The 15490-nt window shown below is 52.6% G+C and carries 9 protein-coding genes; all 9 read left to right on the forward strand.

The genetic code is table 11. The annotated features are described in order from the left end of the window. Nucleotides 1-283: 283 nt before the first annotated feature. Genes AC787_RS23510 through AC787_RS23550 form a run of 9 tightly spaced genes read left to right on the forward strand, consistent with a single transcriptional unit; the run spans nt 284 to nt 15305 of the window. The gene (locus tag AC787_RS23510) at nt 284-2590 is read left to right on the forward strand and encodes a hypothetical protein (RefSeq protein ID WP_235561101.1); all 2307 of its coding nucleotides are present in this window, start codon (nt 284-286) and stop codon (nt 2588-2590) included. 29 nt (nt 2591-2619) lie between these two features. Continuing rightward, complete coding sequence (locus tag AC787_RS23515) at nt 2620-4170, forward strand: extracellular solute-binding protein (protein WP_082361197.1); 1551 nt, start codon at nt 2620-2622, stop codon at nt 4168-4170. Between the two features lie 33 nt (nt 4171-4203). Continuing rightward, entirely contained in the window at nt 4204-6426 is a 2223-nt protein-coding gene (locus AC787_RS23520) for an alpha-galactosidase (RefSeq protein WP_054027408.1), read from the forward strand. A 14-nt stretch (nt 6427-6440) separates the two neighbouring features. Continuing rightward, nucleotides 6441-7661 (forward strand): hypothetical protein, encoded by a 1221-nt coding sequence (locus tag AC787_RS23525; RefSeq protein ID WP_054027409.1) that lies wholly within the window; start codon nt 6441-6443, stop codon nt 7659-7661. A 6-nt stretch (nt 7662-7667) separates the two neighbouring features. Then, nucleotides 7668-8708, forward strand: coding sequence for a glycoside hydrolase family protein (locus tag AC787_RS23530; protein ID WP_200930759.1), 1041 nt, complete (start codon nt 7668-7670; stop codon nt 8706-8708). Between the two features lie 3 nt (nt 8709-8711). Further along, nucleotides 8712-9689, forward strand: a complete 978-nt coding sequence (locus AC787_RS23535) for a Gfo/Idh/MocA family protein (RefSeq protein ID WP_054027410.1) — start codon at nt 8712-8714, stop codon at nt 9687-9689. After that, on the forward strand, nt 9686-11818 hold the full coding sequence (locus AC787_RS23540) for a TIM-barrel domain-containing protein (RefSeq protein WP_054027411.1): 2133 nt from the start codon (nt 9686-9688) through the stop codon (nt 11816-11818). Before AC787_RS23535 ends, AC787_RS23540 begins: the two co-directional genes overlap by 4 nt. A gap of 30 nt (nt 11819-11848) precedes the next feature. Next, on the forward strand, nt 11849-14158 hold the full coding sequence (locus AC787_RS23545) for a glycosyl hydrolase family 95 catalytic domain-containing protein (RefSeq protein ID WP_054027412.1): 2310 nt from the start codon (nt 11849-11851) through the stop codon (nt 14156-14158). A gap of 22 nt (nt 14159-14180) precedes the next feature. Continuing rightward, nucleotides 14181-15305, forward strand: coding sequence for a glycoside hydrolase family 88 protein (locus AC787_RS23550; protein ID WP_082361075.1), 1125 nt, complete (start codon nt 14181-14183; stop codon nt 15303-15305). Nucleotides 15306-15490: the final 185 nt, after the last annotated feature.

Below are 15490 nucleotides of genomic sequence, written 5' to 3' on the forward strand. Positions count from 1 at the left end.
CCGCTGAGTTATTCTGATGGATTCTAAAGGTGCGCTTCCATGTTGATGGATAAGAGACAGAGGCGTTTTTTATTTTTGCTTCCAAAGGAACGAAGTCTATGAGATGGAATGAATGTTTTGAATCGGAATGATAGGTTACGGATGTAAGTTATGTTTTAAGCAAAATAGACGAGCGCAGCGTAGGAAAACACATTTCGATGTGAAGAAAAGACATGTCAATGTAAAGGCAGCAGGGGTATTATGAAGGCGTTTCAATAAACTGCGGAGAGGCGGGAAATGAAGCATGGGTGGAGTAAGAAAATTCAGCTTGAATTTGGCGGCGCTGTTTTTGTTCGCGGATTTATTGCCGCTCGGAAATCAATCCGCGACGGATGCAGCAGTGAAGGACGGCGTCACGGAGCCCAACGCACCGCTGGATTTGAAACGAATTTATTTTGTGGACGGCGAGGGTAAGGAGTTTGGGGTGAATGCCGAAATTAGGCTGAACAAGGGCGATTTCATGAGCTTATCGCTCAAGGGCCGATTAGAGTCTGACGAGGAAGTAGATCTGAGCAGCGTCGCTAAAACGTTCCTTCATTCAACTGATGGAGTGTCGATCGATTCAGAGGGCCATTTATCGGCGAATCAAGTAGGAGCCTCACTGATCTGTGCGGAGGTGCACGGAGGAGGTGCGCGGCTGAGGACGAATGACCTTTGGGCAGTTGTTAAAGATCCAAACGAATTCTTTGAGGAAAAATCTGTGTTTTCTCATGTGTCGGTTACGCATGCCAGGATGGTCGCAAAGATTGGCCAGCCCGCAATGATTGAGCCGGGAGATCGTTATCCCGAACTATCTCTGCTTTCGAATATAAATGCGGGTGTGACAGGCGTGTTGATTTTGGACGGTTCGATTGTTGTGTGCCAAATACCTGCGTTTTCTCTCAAAAACGGCGATAAGACAAAGCTTTCGCTGCCTGGCAAGGCGAGCGAACAGGGCAATTACGAGCTGCGATTAACGATCGAGCGCGAAGATTCGGAGCCGGTATATGATTCGTACTATTTCACGGTATGGGATGAGAAGGACATTTCTAAAGGGCATAGCCAGATCGCTTTTCTTAGCAAAAACAACAAAATGAATTATGTCAGTGACTATAAAGGCAATAAGATTATCGATTTCTCGAGCGCCGGCTACATGGGCGGCGGAGTGAAGCTTCCTGATATTCCAGCGAAGGCGATTGTCGAGCCCGGTGAGGGTGATGATACGGCGCGTATTCAAGCGGAGATCGATCGAATCGCGCAAATGCCGATGGATAAAAATGGATTCCGCGGAGCGTTACTGCTGAAGCGTGGAAAGTTCCATATAGGCGGCACGCTTTATATCCGGGCAAGCGGAATCATTCTTCGCGGCGAAGGCGACGAGGAGGGAGGGACGCTCATTCACGGAACCGGTACGGTCAAGCGTAATCTGGTCGAGATCGGAATTGCGTCCGGTCCCAAAATCGACACGGCGTCAAAGGTGGATATCGCCGATTTGTACGTGCCGTCAAGCGCTATCAGCTTTCGGGTAGCGGATGCTTCCTCCTACAAGGTCGGAGATCAAATCATCGTCCGCCGTGCCAACAATGCCCGGTGGATTCATGAGATCGGAATGGACTATATTTATAACCGCCCAGGCGGTGGTGCGACCCAGTGGTCTCCATTTAATCTCGACTTCGACTGGGTCATTACCGCAATCGACAGAAATGAAATAACGATCGACGCGTCGATCTCAAGCGCTATCGAACGCAGGTGGGGCGGCGGGGAGATCTATAAATATGCCGATGACGAGCGCATCGAGCAGGTAGGCGTCGAGCATATCCGCGTGGATAGCGATTTTGACCCGAGCGTTATAGATACGGTTATGGATAATGACACGACTGCTCCTTATTATGCTGACGAGAACCATGCTGAACGTTTTGTTGTGTTTGACGGTGTTAAGAACGGTTGGGTGCGGAACGTGACGGGCAGCCATTTTTCCTATTCGTTAGTCCAAGTGAGGCGCAATGCGAAGTGGATTACGGTACAGGATTGCAGCATGTACGATATGGTCAGTATCGTGACAGGTGGCAGGAGGTACGTGATTCATTTCATGGGACAGCTGAATTTGGCTCAGCGCATTTACACAGAAACGGCGCGGCACGCCTTCGTCGTAGACAGCCACGTTATGGGGCCAAACGTCTTCTTGGACAGCAAGTCCACGAAGGATTACAACACGAGTGAGCCGCATCATCGCTGGTCGGTCGGCGGACTTTTTGACAGTGTGAAAGGACCGATCTCGATTCGGGATCGGGCATGGCTCGGCAGCGGGCACGGCTGGTCTGGCGCAAATTATGTCACATGGAATACGGTAGGCAATCTGACAAGCCAGAAGCCGCCAACGGCGCAAAACTATGCGATCGGCCATATTGGCCCGAAGGTTATCGGTCTTGTGCCTTCTGCTTATGATCCCCGCCCTAGAGACGACGCCTTCTGGGATCACGAGGGAATGCATGTTAAGATCGACAGCCTGTATAAACAACAGCTAATGGAGCGTCTTGGCAATCAAGCGGTAAAAAACATTCGGGAGAGGTGAGCAGGGTGAGACGAGGCTTAAAATGGACAATGATTAGCGCGTTAATCGCTTTGGCTTCAACAGGCTGCGCGGACGCGAAAATAACGAACAGCAAGTCTGACAAGAGTAACAGTGCTCAGGCGGACAGCAAAACTTCCTTCACTATGTCAATGGCAACCAGCGGAAATAAACATGCGGAACGCTCGGTTGATGTTAACGGGGAGAAGTGGGTGCTCAAGCTGGAGGAGTTGACGAATACGGATCTGGACATTAGGATGCTCCCGTTGAAGGACTTTGCCAGCAAAATGTCGCTGTTATTCGCTTCAAACGACATTCCCGATGTCGTTCAAAACGTGGGAGGGGCTACATCCAAAGGCATGTCCGGCTCCGTAGAGTCTGGCATCTTCATGCCGCTGGACGACTTGCTGAAGGAGCATGCCCCGAATTTAATGAAGTCGGTGCCGAAGGAAGCTTGGCAGGAAACGAGCTATGGCGGCAAAATCTATGGCATACCCGCGTGGCTGTCCAATCCTTCCCGCCGTGCGCTGTTTATTCGATCCGACCTGCTTGAGAAAACGGGCTTGCCGGCTCCCAAGACGGTCGAAGAATTGCTGGACGTTATGCGGGCTATGAAAAAAGTTGGCGTAGAGTTCCCGTATCAAATGCGGGAGAACTTCAAATACGCTGACACAGTGCTCGGGGCATACGACGTGCTACCATCACAATTTGAGCTGCAAAATGGAGAGGTCATTCCGAAGTTTTTTGACGTGGAGAACATGACGAGAGCACTGGAGACTTACAAGACGATGTATGACGAAGGCTTGATTCCCAAAGATTTCGCTTCACTGACATCGTCTGATTACAACAAAAACAATGAAAGCGGCAGGTCAGGCATGTGGTCGGCCAATGCCCAGCTTCTGCCGGAGCTGCGCGGCAAGCTGTATGATGCAGTGCCTGGAGCGAAGCTGGACATCATCCCTTCGCCGCGAGGACCGGAGAACGTTGGCGGTCACCTGCTCTACTCAAGCATCAACACTTCGTATTATATCAACAGCAAAGTGCCTCAGGAAAAGGCGATTAGCATTATTAAATTTTTCGAATGGATGCTGACGCCGGAGGCAGAAACTTATTTTTCATTCGGCATTGAGGGCGATACCTATACGAAGAACGGGGATGGCTCGATTGCGTTTACGCCGCCGACAGCGCCCGAAGCGATGGACGAGGACCGATTCCGCAGCATGTTCTGGTTCGTGCACGACATGATCTACAACAAGGCAAAGGAGGAACTGACGAAGGACGGACGAGACATGATTCATTATTTGGATACGGTCATGTCGAAGGAAGGGCTTGGAACGATTCGTTTCTCTCCCGCATTGGAGACTTTTTCGAAATACCCGGATGCATCCCCGCTCGGAGATGACGTCGGTCCGAAGCTGATCATCGAGCACATGGTGAAAATGATCTACGGCAAGGAACCGATCTCTGACTGGCCCAAAGTCATCGATGAATACAAAAAGAAAGGCGGTCTCGACATTATCAAGGAGGCAACGGAACGCTACAACAGCGGAGAAGGCGTAATTGTCTCGAATAATCGGAAATAAAGGACATAAGCTTGTCCACATCGGAGGAGAACAATGACCATCGTCTATGATGAGGCATCGCAGACCTTCCATCTGCAGAGCCGCACAACCAGTTATATTATGCAGCTCATAAAGTCCAAATATCTTGCACATGTACACTGGGGAGGCAAAGTCCGGGGCACAAACCCTGGTCAGCTTCTCGCCACTCGGCGAAGATGCTCTTTCTCTCCGTCGACGGATTCAAGTGATCTAACGCTGTCGCTCGATACCCTCCCTCAGGAACTGCCAAGCTTTGGCGGCAGCGATTTCCGTGTTCCCGCGTATCAAATACAGCTTGAGAACGGCACGACAGTCAGCGAGCTCATCTACGAATCGCATCGGATCTATGCCGGTAAGCCCGCTCTGGAAGGCCTGCCTTCCACCTATGAAATGGAGACGAGCGAGGCTGAAAGTCTTGATATCATTCTTAGCGACAATCAGATCGGCCTGAAAGCGATTCTGACCTATACGACGTTTCGCGATATGGATGCCGTTACCCGTTCGGTTCGTTATGTAAACGAGAGCGGCGGCAAGATGAAGCTGCTTCGTGCCCTTAGTATGGGAATTGACCTCCCACACGATGACTTCGATATGCTCCAGCTGTCTGGAACTTGGGCGAGAGAGCGTCATGTTGAACGACGTCCGCTCGCGTCAGGCGGGTCGGTTATCGAGAGCAGGAGGGGAGCGAGCAGCCATTCCCTGAACCCCTTCCTTGCGCTTCTTTCGAAGGACGCAACTGAGGAGCAAGGCGAGGCATATGGTTTCAGCCTCGTATACAGCGGCAGCTTCGTAGCTCAGGCTGAGGTCGATCCTTATCATACGACTCGGGTCGTGATGGGCATTAACCCATTCGACTTCTGCTGGCTGCTGGAGCCAGGGGAATCGTTCCAGACTCCAGAAACGGTGCTTGTCTACTCGTCAAATGGGCTGGGAGGCATGTCGCGAACTTATCATAAGCTGTACCGTACCCGTTTATGCCGGGGATCATACCGCGACCGGTCCCGTCCCGTCCTTCTGAACAACTGGGAAGCAACGTATTTCGATTTCGACGCGAATAAGATCGAGGAGATCGCACTGGAAGGGAAAGAGCTTGGTGCGGAGCTGTTCGTGCTTGACGATGGCTGGTTCGGCAAGCGGGATAACGATAAGAGCTCGCTCGGCGACTGGTTCGTCGATCAACGCAAGCTGCCGGAAGGCCTTCCCCATTTAGTCGAGCGGGTGCGCAAGCACGGCATGCAGTTCGGTATTTGGTTTGAGCACGAGATGGTGTCGCCTGACAGTGAGCTGTACCGCGCCCACCCTGACTGGTGCTTGCACGTACCTGACCGCCGTAGAACGGAGGCGAGGCAGCAGCTGGTACTCGACTATTCACGCCAGGATGTTAGGGACTATATTGTTCACACGATATCGGAAGTTCTTCATAGCTGCCCGATTACTTATGTGAAATGGGATATGAATCGCAATATGACGGAAGTTGGCTCTGCGCTGCTGCCTCCTGAGAGGCAGCGCGAAACGGCGCATCGCTGCATCCTTGGCTTGTATGAGGTGCTGGAGCGTCTCACCTCTGCTTTTCCCTATATTTTGTTTGAGAGCTGCTCTGGCGGCGGAGGCCGCTTCGACCCTGGTATGCTCTACTATATGCCGCAAACATGGACGAGCGACAACACCGACGCTGCCGAGCGGCTCAAGATTCAATATGGCACGAGCATCGTCTATCCAATAAGCGCAATGGGCGCCCACGTATCGGCTGTTCCTAACCATCAGGTGCACCGGACGACGCCTCTCGAGATGCGCGGCCATGCAGCCATGTCCGGCAATTTCGGTTATGAGCTGAATCCGGCATTGCTGACTGACGAGGAGAAGTCGGCGGTGAAGAAGCAGATTAGCTTGTACAAGGATATGCGCTTCCTTATTCAGAGCGGTGAGTTCTACCGCCTGCGCAGCCCTTTCCAAGGAAACGATACGGCATGGATGTTCGTGCTGGAGAATGGCTCCGAAGCGCTGGTCGCTTATTTCCAGGTGCTATCCGAGCCAAACGCGCCGCTAAAGAAACTAAGATTGAACGGACTTAACTCCGAACAGGACTACCATGTATACGATGCCGATCGGCCGGAGGACGGCGAGGAGCTGTTCGGCGGCGATGAGCTGATGAGAGTCGGGTTAAAGCTTCCGGTATGGAAGGGTGATTTCCGGAGCAGGCTTTACCGATTAAGAAGAGTCAATTTGAATACCAAATAAAAGGAGATGTTCGGATGAGCTCGATCGAAAACGGAAATAAAGCACTATTTATGAACCGTGTGATGGCGCTGCCGGTATTTGATACGCATACTCATTTGGTGGGCGACCGTCTAAGCGCACGTGATTTTTGGGAAATCGCGCATTACTTCTGGTTGTTTAGGGAGCTGCAGGCGGGCGGTTATCCCGCAAATGCAGAAACACTTCCGGAAGAAGAGCGTATCGTTGCATTTCTAGACGCATATAAGGAAACGAGAAGCACGCTGATGAATTGGGCTTTCACTTCGATTATGCGGGAGCTGTACGAAATTGAAATAAAGGATGCCGATTCCATCAGGGAAGCGATAGCCGCGGTTAAACGCTCCAGCGCAAACAAAGGCTGGGCGCAGCAGACAGCCGACCGTCTGAACATTCTCAGGTTCGTCGTGAATCACCCGGAGCATGCCGCTTTCGAGGGTATGCGCGAGCATGCTGTACTTATTCCGCGTATAGATGGGGCAATTGGTCAATGGGTTGATCGCATCGTCCGCTCGGCTGATCCAGCGAGTGAATTTCTGGCCGCGCAGACTGAGATCGCTCAGCAGCTGGACGGTTATAGAGAGGCTGGCTTGCCCGGCATTATGACGACGCTTCCAGCGTACGAGGCCAGCGCTCATATCCGCCGATCAATTAGCCATAACAGCAGCCGCGATGAAGTTTTGATGGAGCTCTTGCATGCTGTATGCGCCGCAGCTGAGCAAAACGGCTTACTCGTTCAGCTATTCCTTGGCGTTGAACGCTCGTGGTGCGGAACGGCTGTTCCAGTAAACGATACTCAGCGGATTTTGAAATTGACAGCCTTATTTGAGAAATACAGCTGTCAATTCGAGCTTGTGCTCGCGTCGGAGCTTAATAACCTCGATGCGGTACAGGCAGCTTGGAACTTCTCAAATGTACATATCGGAGGAATGTGGTGGTTCAACTTCCGCAGAAGCACCTACCGAGACAGCATGCAATACCGGCTTGAGGCGCTGCCAGCGAGCAAGAGCTCAGTCATCGTATCTGATGCCCGCTGCATGGAATGGAGCTTTGGAAAAATATTGCTCGTAAAGAAGCTTGCCGCAGAGTTTTTGTGGGAGCAATTGGAATCGGGATGGATTGATCACGATACCGCGCTGCATACCGCAGAGCAATGGCTGTACGGCAGCGCGGCTAGGCGTTACGCCTTGAAGGAAATACATCAGACGATGAAAGGATGAAACGCTATGTTAAATATCGGCTTAGCCGGCAGGATGCTGCCCGCGCCAAGGGATGGCGGTTTCAAAATGGAAGGCTACTGGATCTGGTGCGGCTCCGTCGTTCAAGGCGAGGATGGACGATTCCATATGTTTGCCTCCAGATGGCCGAAAAGCTTGCCTATGCATCCGGGCTGGCTAGTAGCATCAGAGATTGTAAGGGCGGCAGCAGATACGCCCGAAGGTCCTTATACCTTTCAAGAGGTTGTGCTTCCGGCAAGAGGAGCGGAATATTGGGATGGGCGCAGCACGCATAATCCGCATATCGTTAAGCATAACGGCGTCTATCTTCTCTATTATATGGGCACGACGCATCCGCTTTCTGAGCCTACTGCCGGAGATGGATACGGCTTGGATGACCCGCGCTGCATCGTTGCCCGCTCGAATAAGAGGGTCGGTCTTGCGGTTGCGGACAGCGTGTTTGGTCCTTGGAGGAGGAGCGACGCTCCGCTTCTGCCGACTCGTCCCGGACGCTTCGACAGCTACTTGACGTCCAATCCGGCACCTTGCGTGCGGGAGGACGGCTCAGTGCTGCTCATCTATAAGGCGCGACGTTATGAAGGAAACGAATTCGGCCAAATGACGATTGGAGTCGCCGAGGCGGAGCATTGGAGCGGGCCTTACAAGGTGATGTCGGAGAATCCGGTATTTCCGCCGGAGCAATTCCATATCGAGGATCCGTTCATCTGGCGAACGGAGAGCGGCTTCTCGCTAATTGCCAAGGATATGGACGGCACGTTGGGGGGAGAAAAGCACGGCGGCATTCAAGCCTTCTCCAAGGACGGCGTTCATTGGGAACTTTGCGAGCAGCCAGCAGCCTATTCGCGCACCGTCCGCTGGGATGACGGAACAGTTCAGACGATGGGAAGCCAGGAGCGTCCGTTCTTGTTGTTTCAGAACGGGAAGCCGACGCATTTGTTTACCGCAACCGCGGATGGGCCGGGAGGCTTTCGAGAAGCTTCAAATACATGGAATATGGTCATTCCGCTAGCGGAATCGGAAGGAGAATGAGTGATGAAGGCACTATTAGTTGGTCTCGGCAGCGCAGGTTTTAGCTGGTACAAAAGATTAAGAGACAGGGGGCTGCTTGCGGCTGTCGTTGAAACCGACCCGGCCATGAAAGCTAAGCTGGAAGGTGCGCCGTACCCTTTCTATACGTCTCTGGAGGATGCGCTCGCACATGAGGAGGTCGATTTCCTTGTCAATGTGACCTCACCTGCCGCACATACGCGGGTGAATCATGCAGCATTCGATAAGGGGCTGCCCGTCCTATGCGAGAAGCCAATCGCATTCGATTATTCCGAATCGGTAGAAATCGTAGCCCGAGCAGAGAAGGAAAATATTCCGTTCATGATTGCTGAAAACTACCGCCGATTTCCTTATGTGCGCAAAATAAAGCAGCTGCTGGATGAAGGCGTCATCGGCGCCATCTCGACGATCGACATTCAATTTCGCCGTTATCATCAGGTGAACCGCAAGTATGCGGTCCGTATTTTGGACGATATCGGCGTACATCACTTCGATATGCTGCGTTATTTGACTGGCCAAGAGGGAAAGGCCATCCAGACGAAATTGTATAATCCGATTGGCGGCTGGCAAGAGGAAGGCGCGCTTATTAATGCAAATGCGATCATCGAGATGGAAGGCGGTATAATCGCAAGTTATGCAGCAACGATTGCATCGAGAGGCCAGGAGACGCTATGGGGCGGCGATTGGCAAATCGAAGGGACAACTGGCGCGCTGGTGCTGACCGGCAAGGAAATTCGGGTTTATAAGGATGAAGGGGTAACCGTTATTTCGGACTTCTTGGATGTGAGCGAGACGGATATTTTATCTGAATTTTTAACCTCGCTTGAGACAGGATGCGAAGCGGAATCAAGCGGTAAGGACTATTTGCTGACACAAGCGCTTGTTCACTATGCAAACCTATCTGGTGAATTGGGCAATAGGATGCAAATGGATTTACCTGACCTTAGGAGGATCACACGATGATGTTGTTAACATGGACGGAAGCTGCACCGGGAGTGTGGCGTACTAGAGTAGGAAATCCGCAGGCACTTACTCCTTTATCCTTAATCAGTGCTGATCCGAAGGTCGAAGCGCTGGGGCAGATGGAAAGCGCTAATCCGCCTTTCGAATGGGAGCATGTTCGAGTGGAAGAGACTGTAAACGGACGACGGATGCTCTCGCTCCCGCTTGAGGACGATGAAAAGCTGTACGGAACAGGCCTGCAGTTTATGCGAATGAATCAGCGTGGACGGACCCGCTATCTACGCGTGAACAGCGATCCGAAGCAGGATACGGGAGAAACTCATGCGCCGGTTCCATTTTACGTAAGCGATCGCGGTTATGGCGTTCTGATCGATACAGCTCGCGTTGTTACGATGTTTCTCGGCTCGGCTGTACGTCTTGACGAGACGAGTAAGGAGAACGCGAAGGACCGCAATCGCGATAAAAGCTGGCGGGCGACGCTGCCTTCGGAGCGAACGGAAATCCGGCTGCCGGAGGAAGGTGCAGACGTATATGTGTTTGGCGGCCCAACGCTTAGCGATGCTGTAAGCCGCTATAACCTGTTTTGTGGCGGCGGCGCTCTGCCGCCGAAGTGGGGACTGGGCTTCTGGCATCGCGTGCCAACATTATTCAGCGGGGAAGAGGCGCTTGCGGAAGCGATGGAACTCCGGCGCCGGGATTATCCTTGCGACGTCATTGGGCTGGAGCCTGGCTGGCACAGCCGCAGCTATCCGGTAACGTATGAATGGGACGAGGAGCGATTCCCGGCTCCAGAACGTTTTGTGCGCGGTCTCGCAGATCATGGTTTCCGCGTCAACTTGTGGGAGCATCCGTATGTGTCGCCAGAGAGCGAGCTTTACCCTGCCCTTAAGCCGCTTTCCGGCGACTATTCGGTGTGGGGAGGACTTGCCCCTGATTACGCTCTGCCGCAAGCACGCGAATTGTATGCACAGCAGCATAAGGAAAAGCATGTCGCGATTGGCATATCGGGCTACAAGCTGGATGAATGCGACGGCAGCGAGCTGACGAACAATTCGTGGATGTTTCCAGAGCATGCAAGCTTCCCGTCCGGGCTTGACGGCGAGCAGATGAGACAGATGTACGGCTTGATGTTTCAGAAAATGACAAATGACCTGTACCGCGCGGACAACCAGAGAACTTATGGGCTGGTCCGCGCATCCAACGCGGCAGCATCATCGCTTCCCTATGTGCTTTATTCGGATTTATATGACCACAAGCAGTTCATTAGAGCGCTTTGCAACTCTTCCTTCAGTGGTCTGTTGTGGTCGCCAGAGGTACGCCGCGCGAGCAGTGCCGAGGACTGGGTTAGAAGAATGCAGACCGTCTGCTTCTCGCCGCTTGCTATGCTGAACGCGTGGGGTGACGGGACGAAGCCGTGGTCTTATCCTGAAGTCGAACCGATTATTCGCCGCTACATCAAGCTGCGGATGCGTTTGCAGCCGTATCTATATACGGCATTTGCCAACTACCGAGAAAAAGGGATACCGCCTTTCCGGGCGATGCCGTTCGTCGTTCCGCCTGAGGAGATTGCCCGCGCCGAGCAGCAAAGAGTGGAGGCTGAGAAGCTGAATACGACCGATGGAGCGTACGGAAAGCGCGTGATACCACAATGGGATGATCAATATATGATCGGGGATTCGCTGCTCGTCGCTCCTCTCGTTGAAGGCGAGCTCGAACGCGAGGTGCTCCTGCCATCCGGCTCATGGATCGGATTTGAGACAGGTGAGCGGTATGAAGGGGGCGGCGTCATTCGAATTCGCCATGGGCTGGAGACGATAGCGGTATTCGTGCGCGACGGCGCGGTCATTCCGATGATGCCAGCGCAGCCGCATGCGCTGCGTCCCGGAGAGCAGATTCCGCTTGAGCTGGTGCACTTCGGTTCTGAAGCAGGGACGTGCTTATTGTATGACGACGATGGGTTAACTCTGGAGCATGAAAGCGGCGTATGTGGCTGGTATAAGGCGGTTGTGACGAAAACGGACGATGGTGACTTTCAAGGTGAACTATTGGGCGAGTCGGATCTTCCGGCCTCTTATTCTAGTGTGAAATGGCATTTTGCGACAATGGGGCTGGGATTTCATGACGAATAGACTGAGGAATGATGGAAGGAGATAGAGAAGATGAAGCGACGACTGTGGTACGAAGCGCCCGCAAGCAGATGGGAAGAGGCGCTGCCTATCGGCAACGGTCGAGTTGGCGGCATGGTTTTTGGCGGCATTAGCAAGGAGACCGTGCAGCTTAACGAGGATTCTCTCTGGTACGGCGGTTCGATTCGTGGCAACAATACGGAAGCGCGCACAAAGCTTCCGGAAATCCGGGAAATGCTTCAGCAGGGCAAGCAAAGCGAAGCTGAGCATTTGGCGCGAATGGCACTGATGTCGAATCCGAAATATCTTCATCCTTATCAGCCTCTCGGCGAAATGTTGCTTTGGATGCAAGGTCATGAAGGCGCCGTAGACGGGTACGAGCGGGAGCTTGATCTGGAAGAGGCGATAACCCGCGTCCGATATGAACGAGAACAGACCATGTACGAGAGAGAGTACTTTAGCAGTGCGGCTGATCAAGTATTGGTGGTTAGATTAAAAGCTGATGTGCCCGGCGCGTTAACGGTTGGGGTCAATCTAATGCGCCGTCCGTTTGATGAAGGCACGAAGGCGGCAGACGAGAAGACGATTCTGATGAGTGGGCAATGCGGACCAGGCGGCGTCCATTATGCCGCGGCAGTACATGCGTCGGTAGAGGGAGGAACTGTGCACATTATCGGAGATTTCCTCTCGATTGAAGGAGCAGATGCGGTCACGCTGCTGCTTGCGGCCAATACCTCATTCCGGCATGACGATCCGCGGCAGGTTTGCCTTGAACAGCTGCATGCCGCGAGTCTTATGTCTTATGAGGAGCTGCGCGAACGACATGTGGGCGATTACTCGTCGTATTACCGAAGGGTAGAGCTGGAGCTGCGCAGTTCAGGGAATGACGCGATGGCAGATGTGGAGCAAGCTGAAAAGCTGGCTACCGATGTTCGCTTGCGGAGACTTGCAGAGGGTGCGCATGACGCGGGGCTGTTCGCTTTGTACTATCAATTTGGCCGCTATCTCCTTCTATCCTGTTCACGGCCGGGTACGCTTGCGGCCAATCTGCAAGGAATTTGGAACGCAAGCTTCACGCCGCCATGGGAGTCAAAATATACGATTAATATTAATACGCAAATGAACTATTGGCCGGCGGAGTCTGGAGGGCTTCCGGAATGCCATGAACCGTTGTTCAACCTAACGGAGAGCATGCTCACAGCAGGCAGAATTACCGCTCAAGAAACGTATGGCTGCCAAGGATTTGTCGCTCATCACAACACGAATTTGTGGGGCGATACCCATGTCGAAGGCATACTTGTCTCGTCCTCTATCTGGCCGATGGGAGCAGCGTGGTTATCACTCCATTTATGGGAGCATTACAGGTATGGCCTCGATGAGGAGTTTCTGAAGCAGCGCGCCTACCCTTTAATGAAGGAAGCGTCTCTATTTTTTCTCAGTTACATGACAGAGGATGATTCTGGGCGGCTGGTCACAGGGCCGTCGCTCTCGCCGGAAAACCGTTTTCGGAGACCGAATGGCGAAACAGGTACACTTTGTATGGGGCCATCGATGGACAGCCAAATTGTTCATGCGCTGTGGAGCTCCTTTATAGATGCGCTGCGAATATTAGACGTGGAGGATGAGCTTCGCCAAGAGCTGAAGGAGGCGCTTGCCAAGCTGCCTCAGCCGGAGATCGGCAAGCATGGACAAATTATGGAATGGCTGGAGGACTGGGATGAAGTAGATATCGGGCATCGGCATATTTCGCAGCTGTTCGCGCTGCATCCCGGCGAACAGATTCATGTAAGGCAGACGCCGATGCTTGCAGAGGCAGCTAGACGGACGATCGAGCGCCGATTGGCGCATGGGGGCGGCCACACCGGATGGAGCCGGGCTTGGATCGTCAATTTTTGGGCGCGGCTTGAGGACGGCGACGAAGCTTATTCTCATCTTCGGCAGCTATTGACGAGCTCGACCTATCCCAATCTATTCGACGCCCATCCTCCGTTTCAAATCGACGGAAACTTCGGCGGCGCTGCTGGCATCGCCGAGCTGCTGCTGCAGTCGCATGCTGGAGAGCTGTCATTGCTGCCGGCGCTGCCGACTTCTTGGAGCAGCGGGAAGGTGAAAGGGCTACGCGCAAGGGGGGCGCTGACCGTCGATCTCGAATGGGATGACGGATTGCTGAAAGAAGCACATATTACGGCAATGAAGAACGGCGACTGCTGCCTGAGGTACGGCGCTGCTACTATCGTTATTTTTGACGGTGATAGACGTTTAATAGAAAGTGCTAATGACGGTATCGCAAGCTTCGTACTGGAACAAGGCAAGACATACCGAGTCTTTCGATTAGTCGTATAGATCAATAAAGGAGGATAATAAAATGACAGATCTTCTTATTTTAGAGGAAGCGCAGTTGATCTCGTGGTGGGAAAAAATTCAGAGCAAGACGGAGCGGATGTTGAGTGAGATCGGTGATCAATCTCCTCATGTCGCGACTGTGAATGAGTACGACGATATGCGAATCGACTGGTGGACTTCCGGCTTCTGGCCGGGAATGCTGTGGATTTTGCACAATATGACCGGCAAAGACGGATACCGTCATGCGGCGTGGACATGGGACGCTCGTATGGAGCAATGTTTTGTAACGGAAAGCAATCTTCATCATGATGTCGGGTTTCAATTTCTACCGACCTCGGTAATCAAGTTTAAGCTGACGGGAGATGCGGATGCGCGCCGAAGAGCGCTCGCCGCGGCGAATTTCCTCACTGGCCGGTTTAATTTGAACGGACGTTTCCTCCGCGCTTGGAATCAGGATAAGACGGGCTGGGCGATTATCGATTCTATGATGAATCTTTCCCTGCTCTTTTGGGCATCCGAGGAAAGCAAAGACCCGCGGTTCCGACAGATCGCCTGTGCGCATGCAGACACCGTAATAAAGCATTTTATCCGTGAGGACGGATCCGTCCATCATATCGTCGCTTTTGATCCAGAGTCTGGAGAAGTGAACGAATATTTGGGCGGACAAGGCTACGCTCCTTACTCCTCTTGGAGTAGAGGCCAGGCGTGGGCGCTGTATGGCATGGCCAATACGTATAGATATACGGGCGACATTCGTTATCTCCGCGCTGCTCAGCGGGTGGCGCATTATTTTTTAAGCTGCCTGCCTGAGGATCATGTCCCGCATTGGGATTTTCGGACACCAAATTCGCAAAACGAGCCTAGAGACACCTCTGCTGCAAGCTGTGCAGCTTCTGGCCTGATCGAGATTGCTGCGCTTCTGCAAAAGGAGGAAGGAAGGATATATCGCCAAGCGGCTGAGCGTATCCTAAAGTCGTTGACGGAAAATTATGCGACACTAGATGAACCGAGCTGCCAAGGCTTGCTGCGGGAAGGAACGGGCAACAAGCCTGCTGGCCAAAATATCAATGTATCCCTCATCTATGGGGACTATTACTACGTTGAGGCGATCGCCAAGCTAAGGGGCTGGTCGAACCGGGTATTTTGAGCGGTAGCAGATGAAACTTTATCATGAGTTTTATAAGGCGAAGAGATAATTGCATTTTTTAAAAATACGATTAGGTATTCAAAGAAAGCGAAAGCCACGTCGTAGAACGTGGCTTTTTATGTATAAGAATGACTTGTTCTTCTACATTTTCGAAGGAGCCCGGAATTTCGCGACTCAACAGAACA

The sequence above is a fragment of the Bacillus sp. FJAT-28004 genome (assembly GCF_001280845.1).
GTDB lineage: Bacteria > Bacillota > Bacilli > Paenibacillales > Paenibacillaceae > Pristimantibacillus.

Coding starts and splice junctions, on each gene's coding strand:
- AC787_RS23510 (WP_235561101.1), top strand. CDS start 284: ATGGGTGGAGTAAGAAAATTCAGCTTGAATTTGGCGGCGCTGTTTTTG.
- AC787_RS23515 (WP_082361197.1), top strand. CDS start 2,620: ATGATTAGCGCGTTAATCGCTTTGGCTTCAACAGGCTGCGCGGACGCG.
- AC787_RS23520 (WP_054027408.1), top strand. CDS start 4,204: ATGACCATCGTCTATGATGAGGCATCGCAGACCTTCCATCTGCAGAGC.
- AC787_RS23525 (WP_054027409.1), top strand. CDS start 6,441: ATGAGCTCGATCGAAAACGGAAATAAAGCACTATTTATGAACCGTGTG.
- AC787_RS23530 (WP_200930759.1), top strand. CDS start 7,668: ATGTTAAATATCGGCTTAGCCGGCAGGATGCTGCCCGCGCCAAGGGAT.
- AC787_RS23535 (WP_054027410.1), top strand. CDS start 8,712: ATGAAGGCACTATTAGTTGGTCTCGGCAGCGCAGGTTTTAGCTGGTAC.
- AC787_RS23540 (WP_054027411.1), top strand. CDS start 9,686: ATGATGTTGTTAACATGGACGGAAGCTGCACCGGGAGTGTGGCGTACT.
- AC787_RS23545 (WP_054027412.1), top strand. CDS start 11,849: ATGAAGCGACGACTGTGGTACGAAGCGCCCGCAAGCAGATGGGAAGAG.
- AC787_RS23550 (WP_082361075.1), top strand. CDS start 14,181: ATGACAGATCTTCTTATTTTAGAGGAAGCGCAGTTGATCTCGTGGTGG.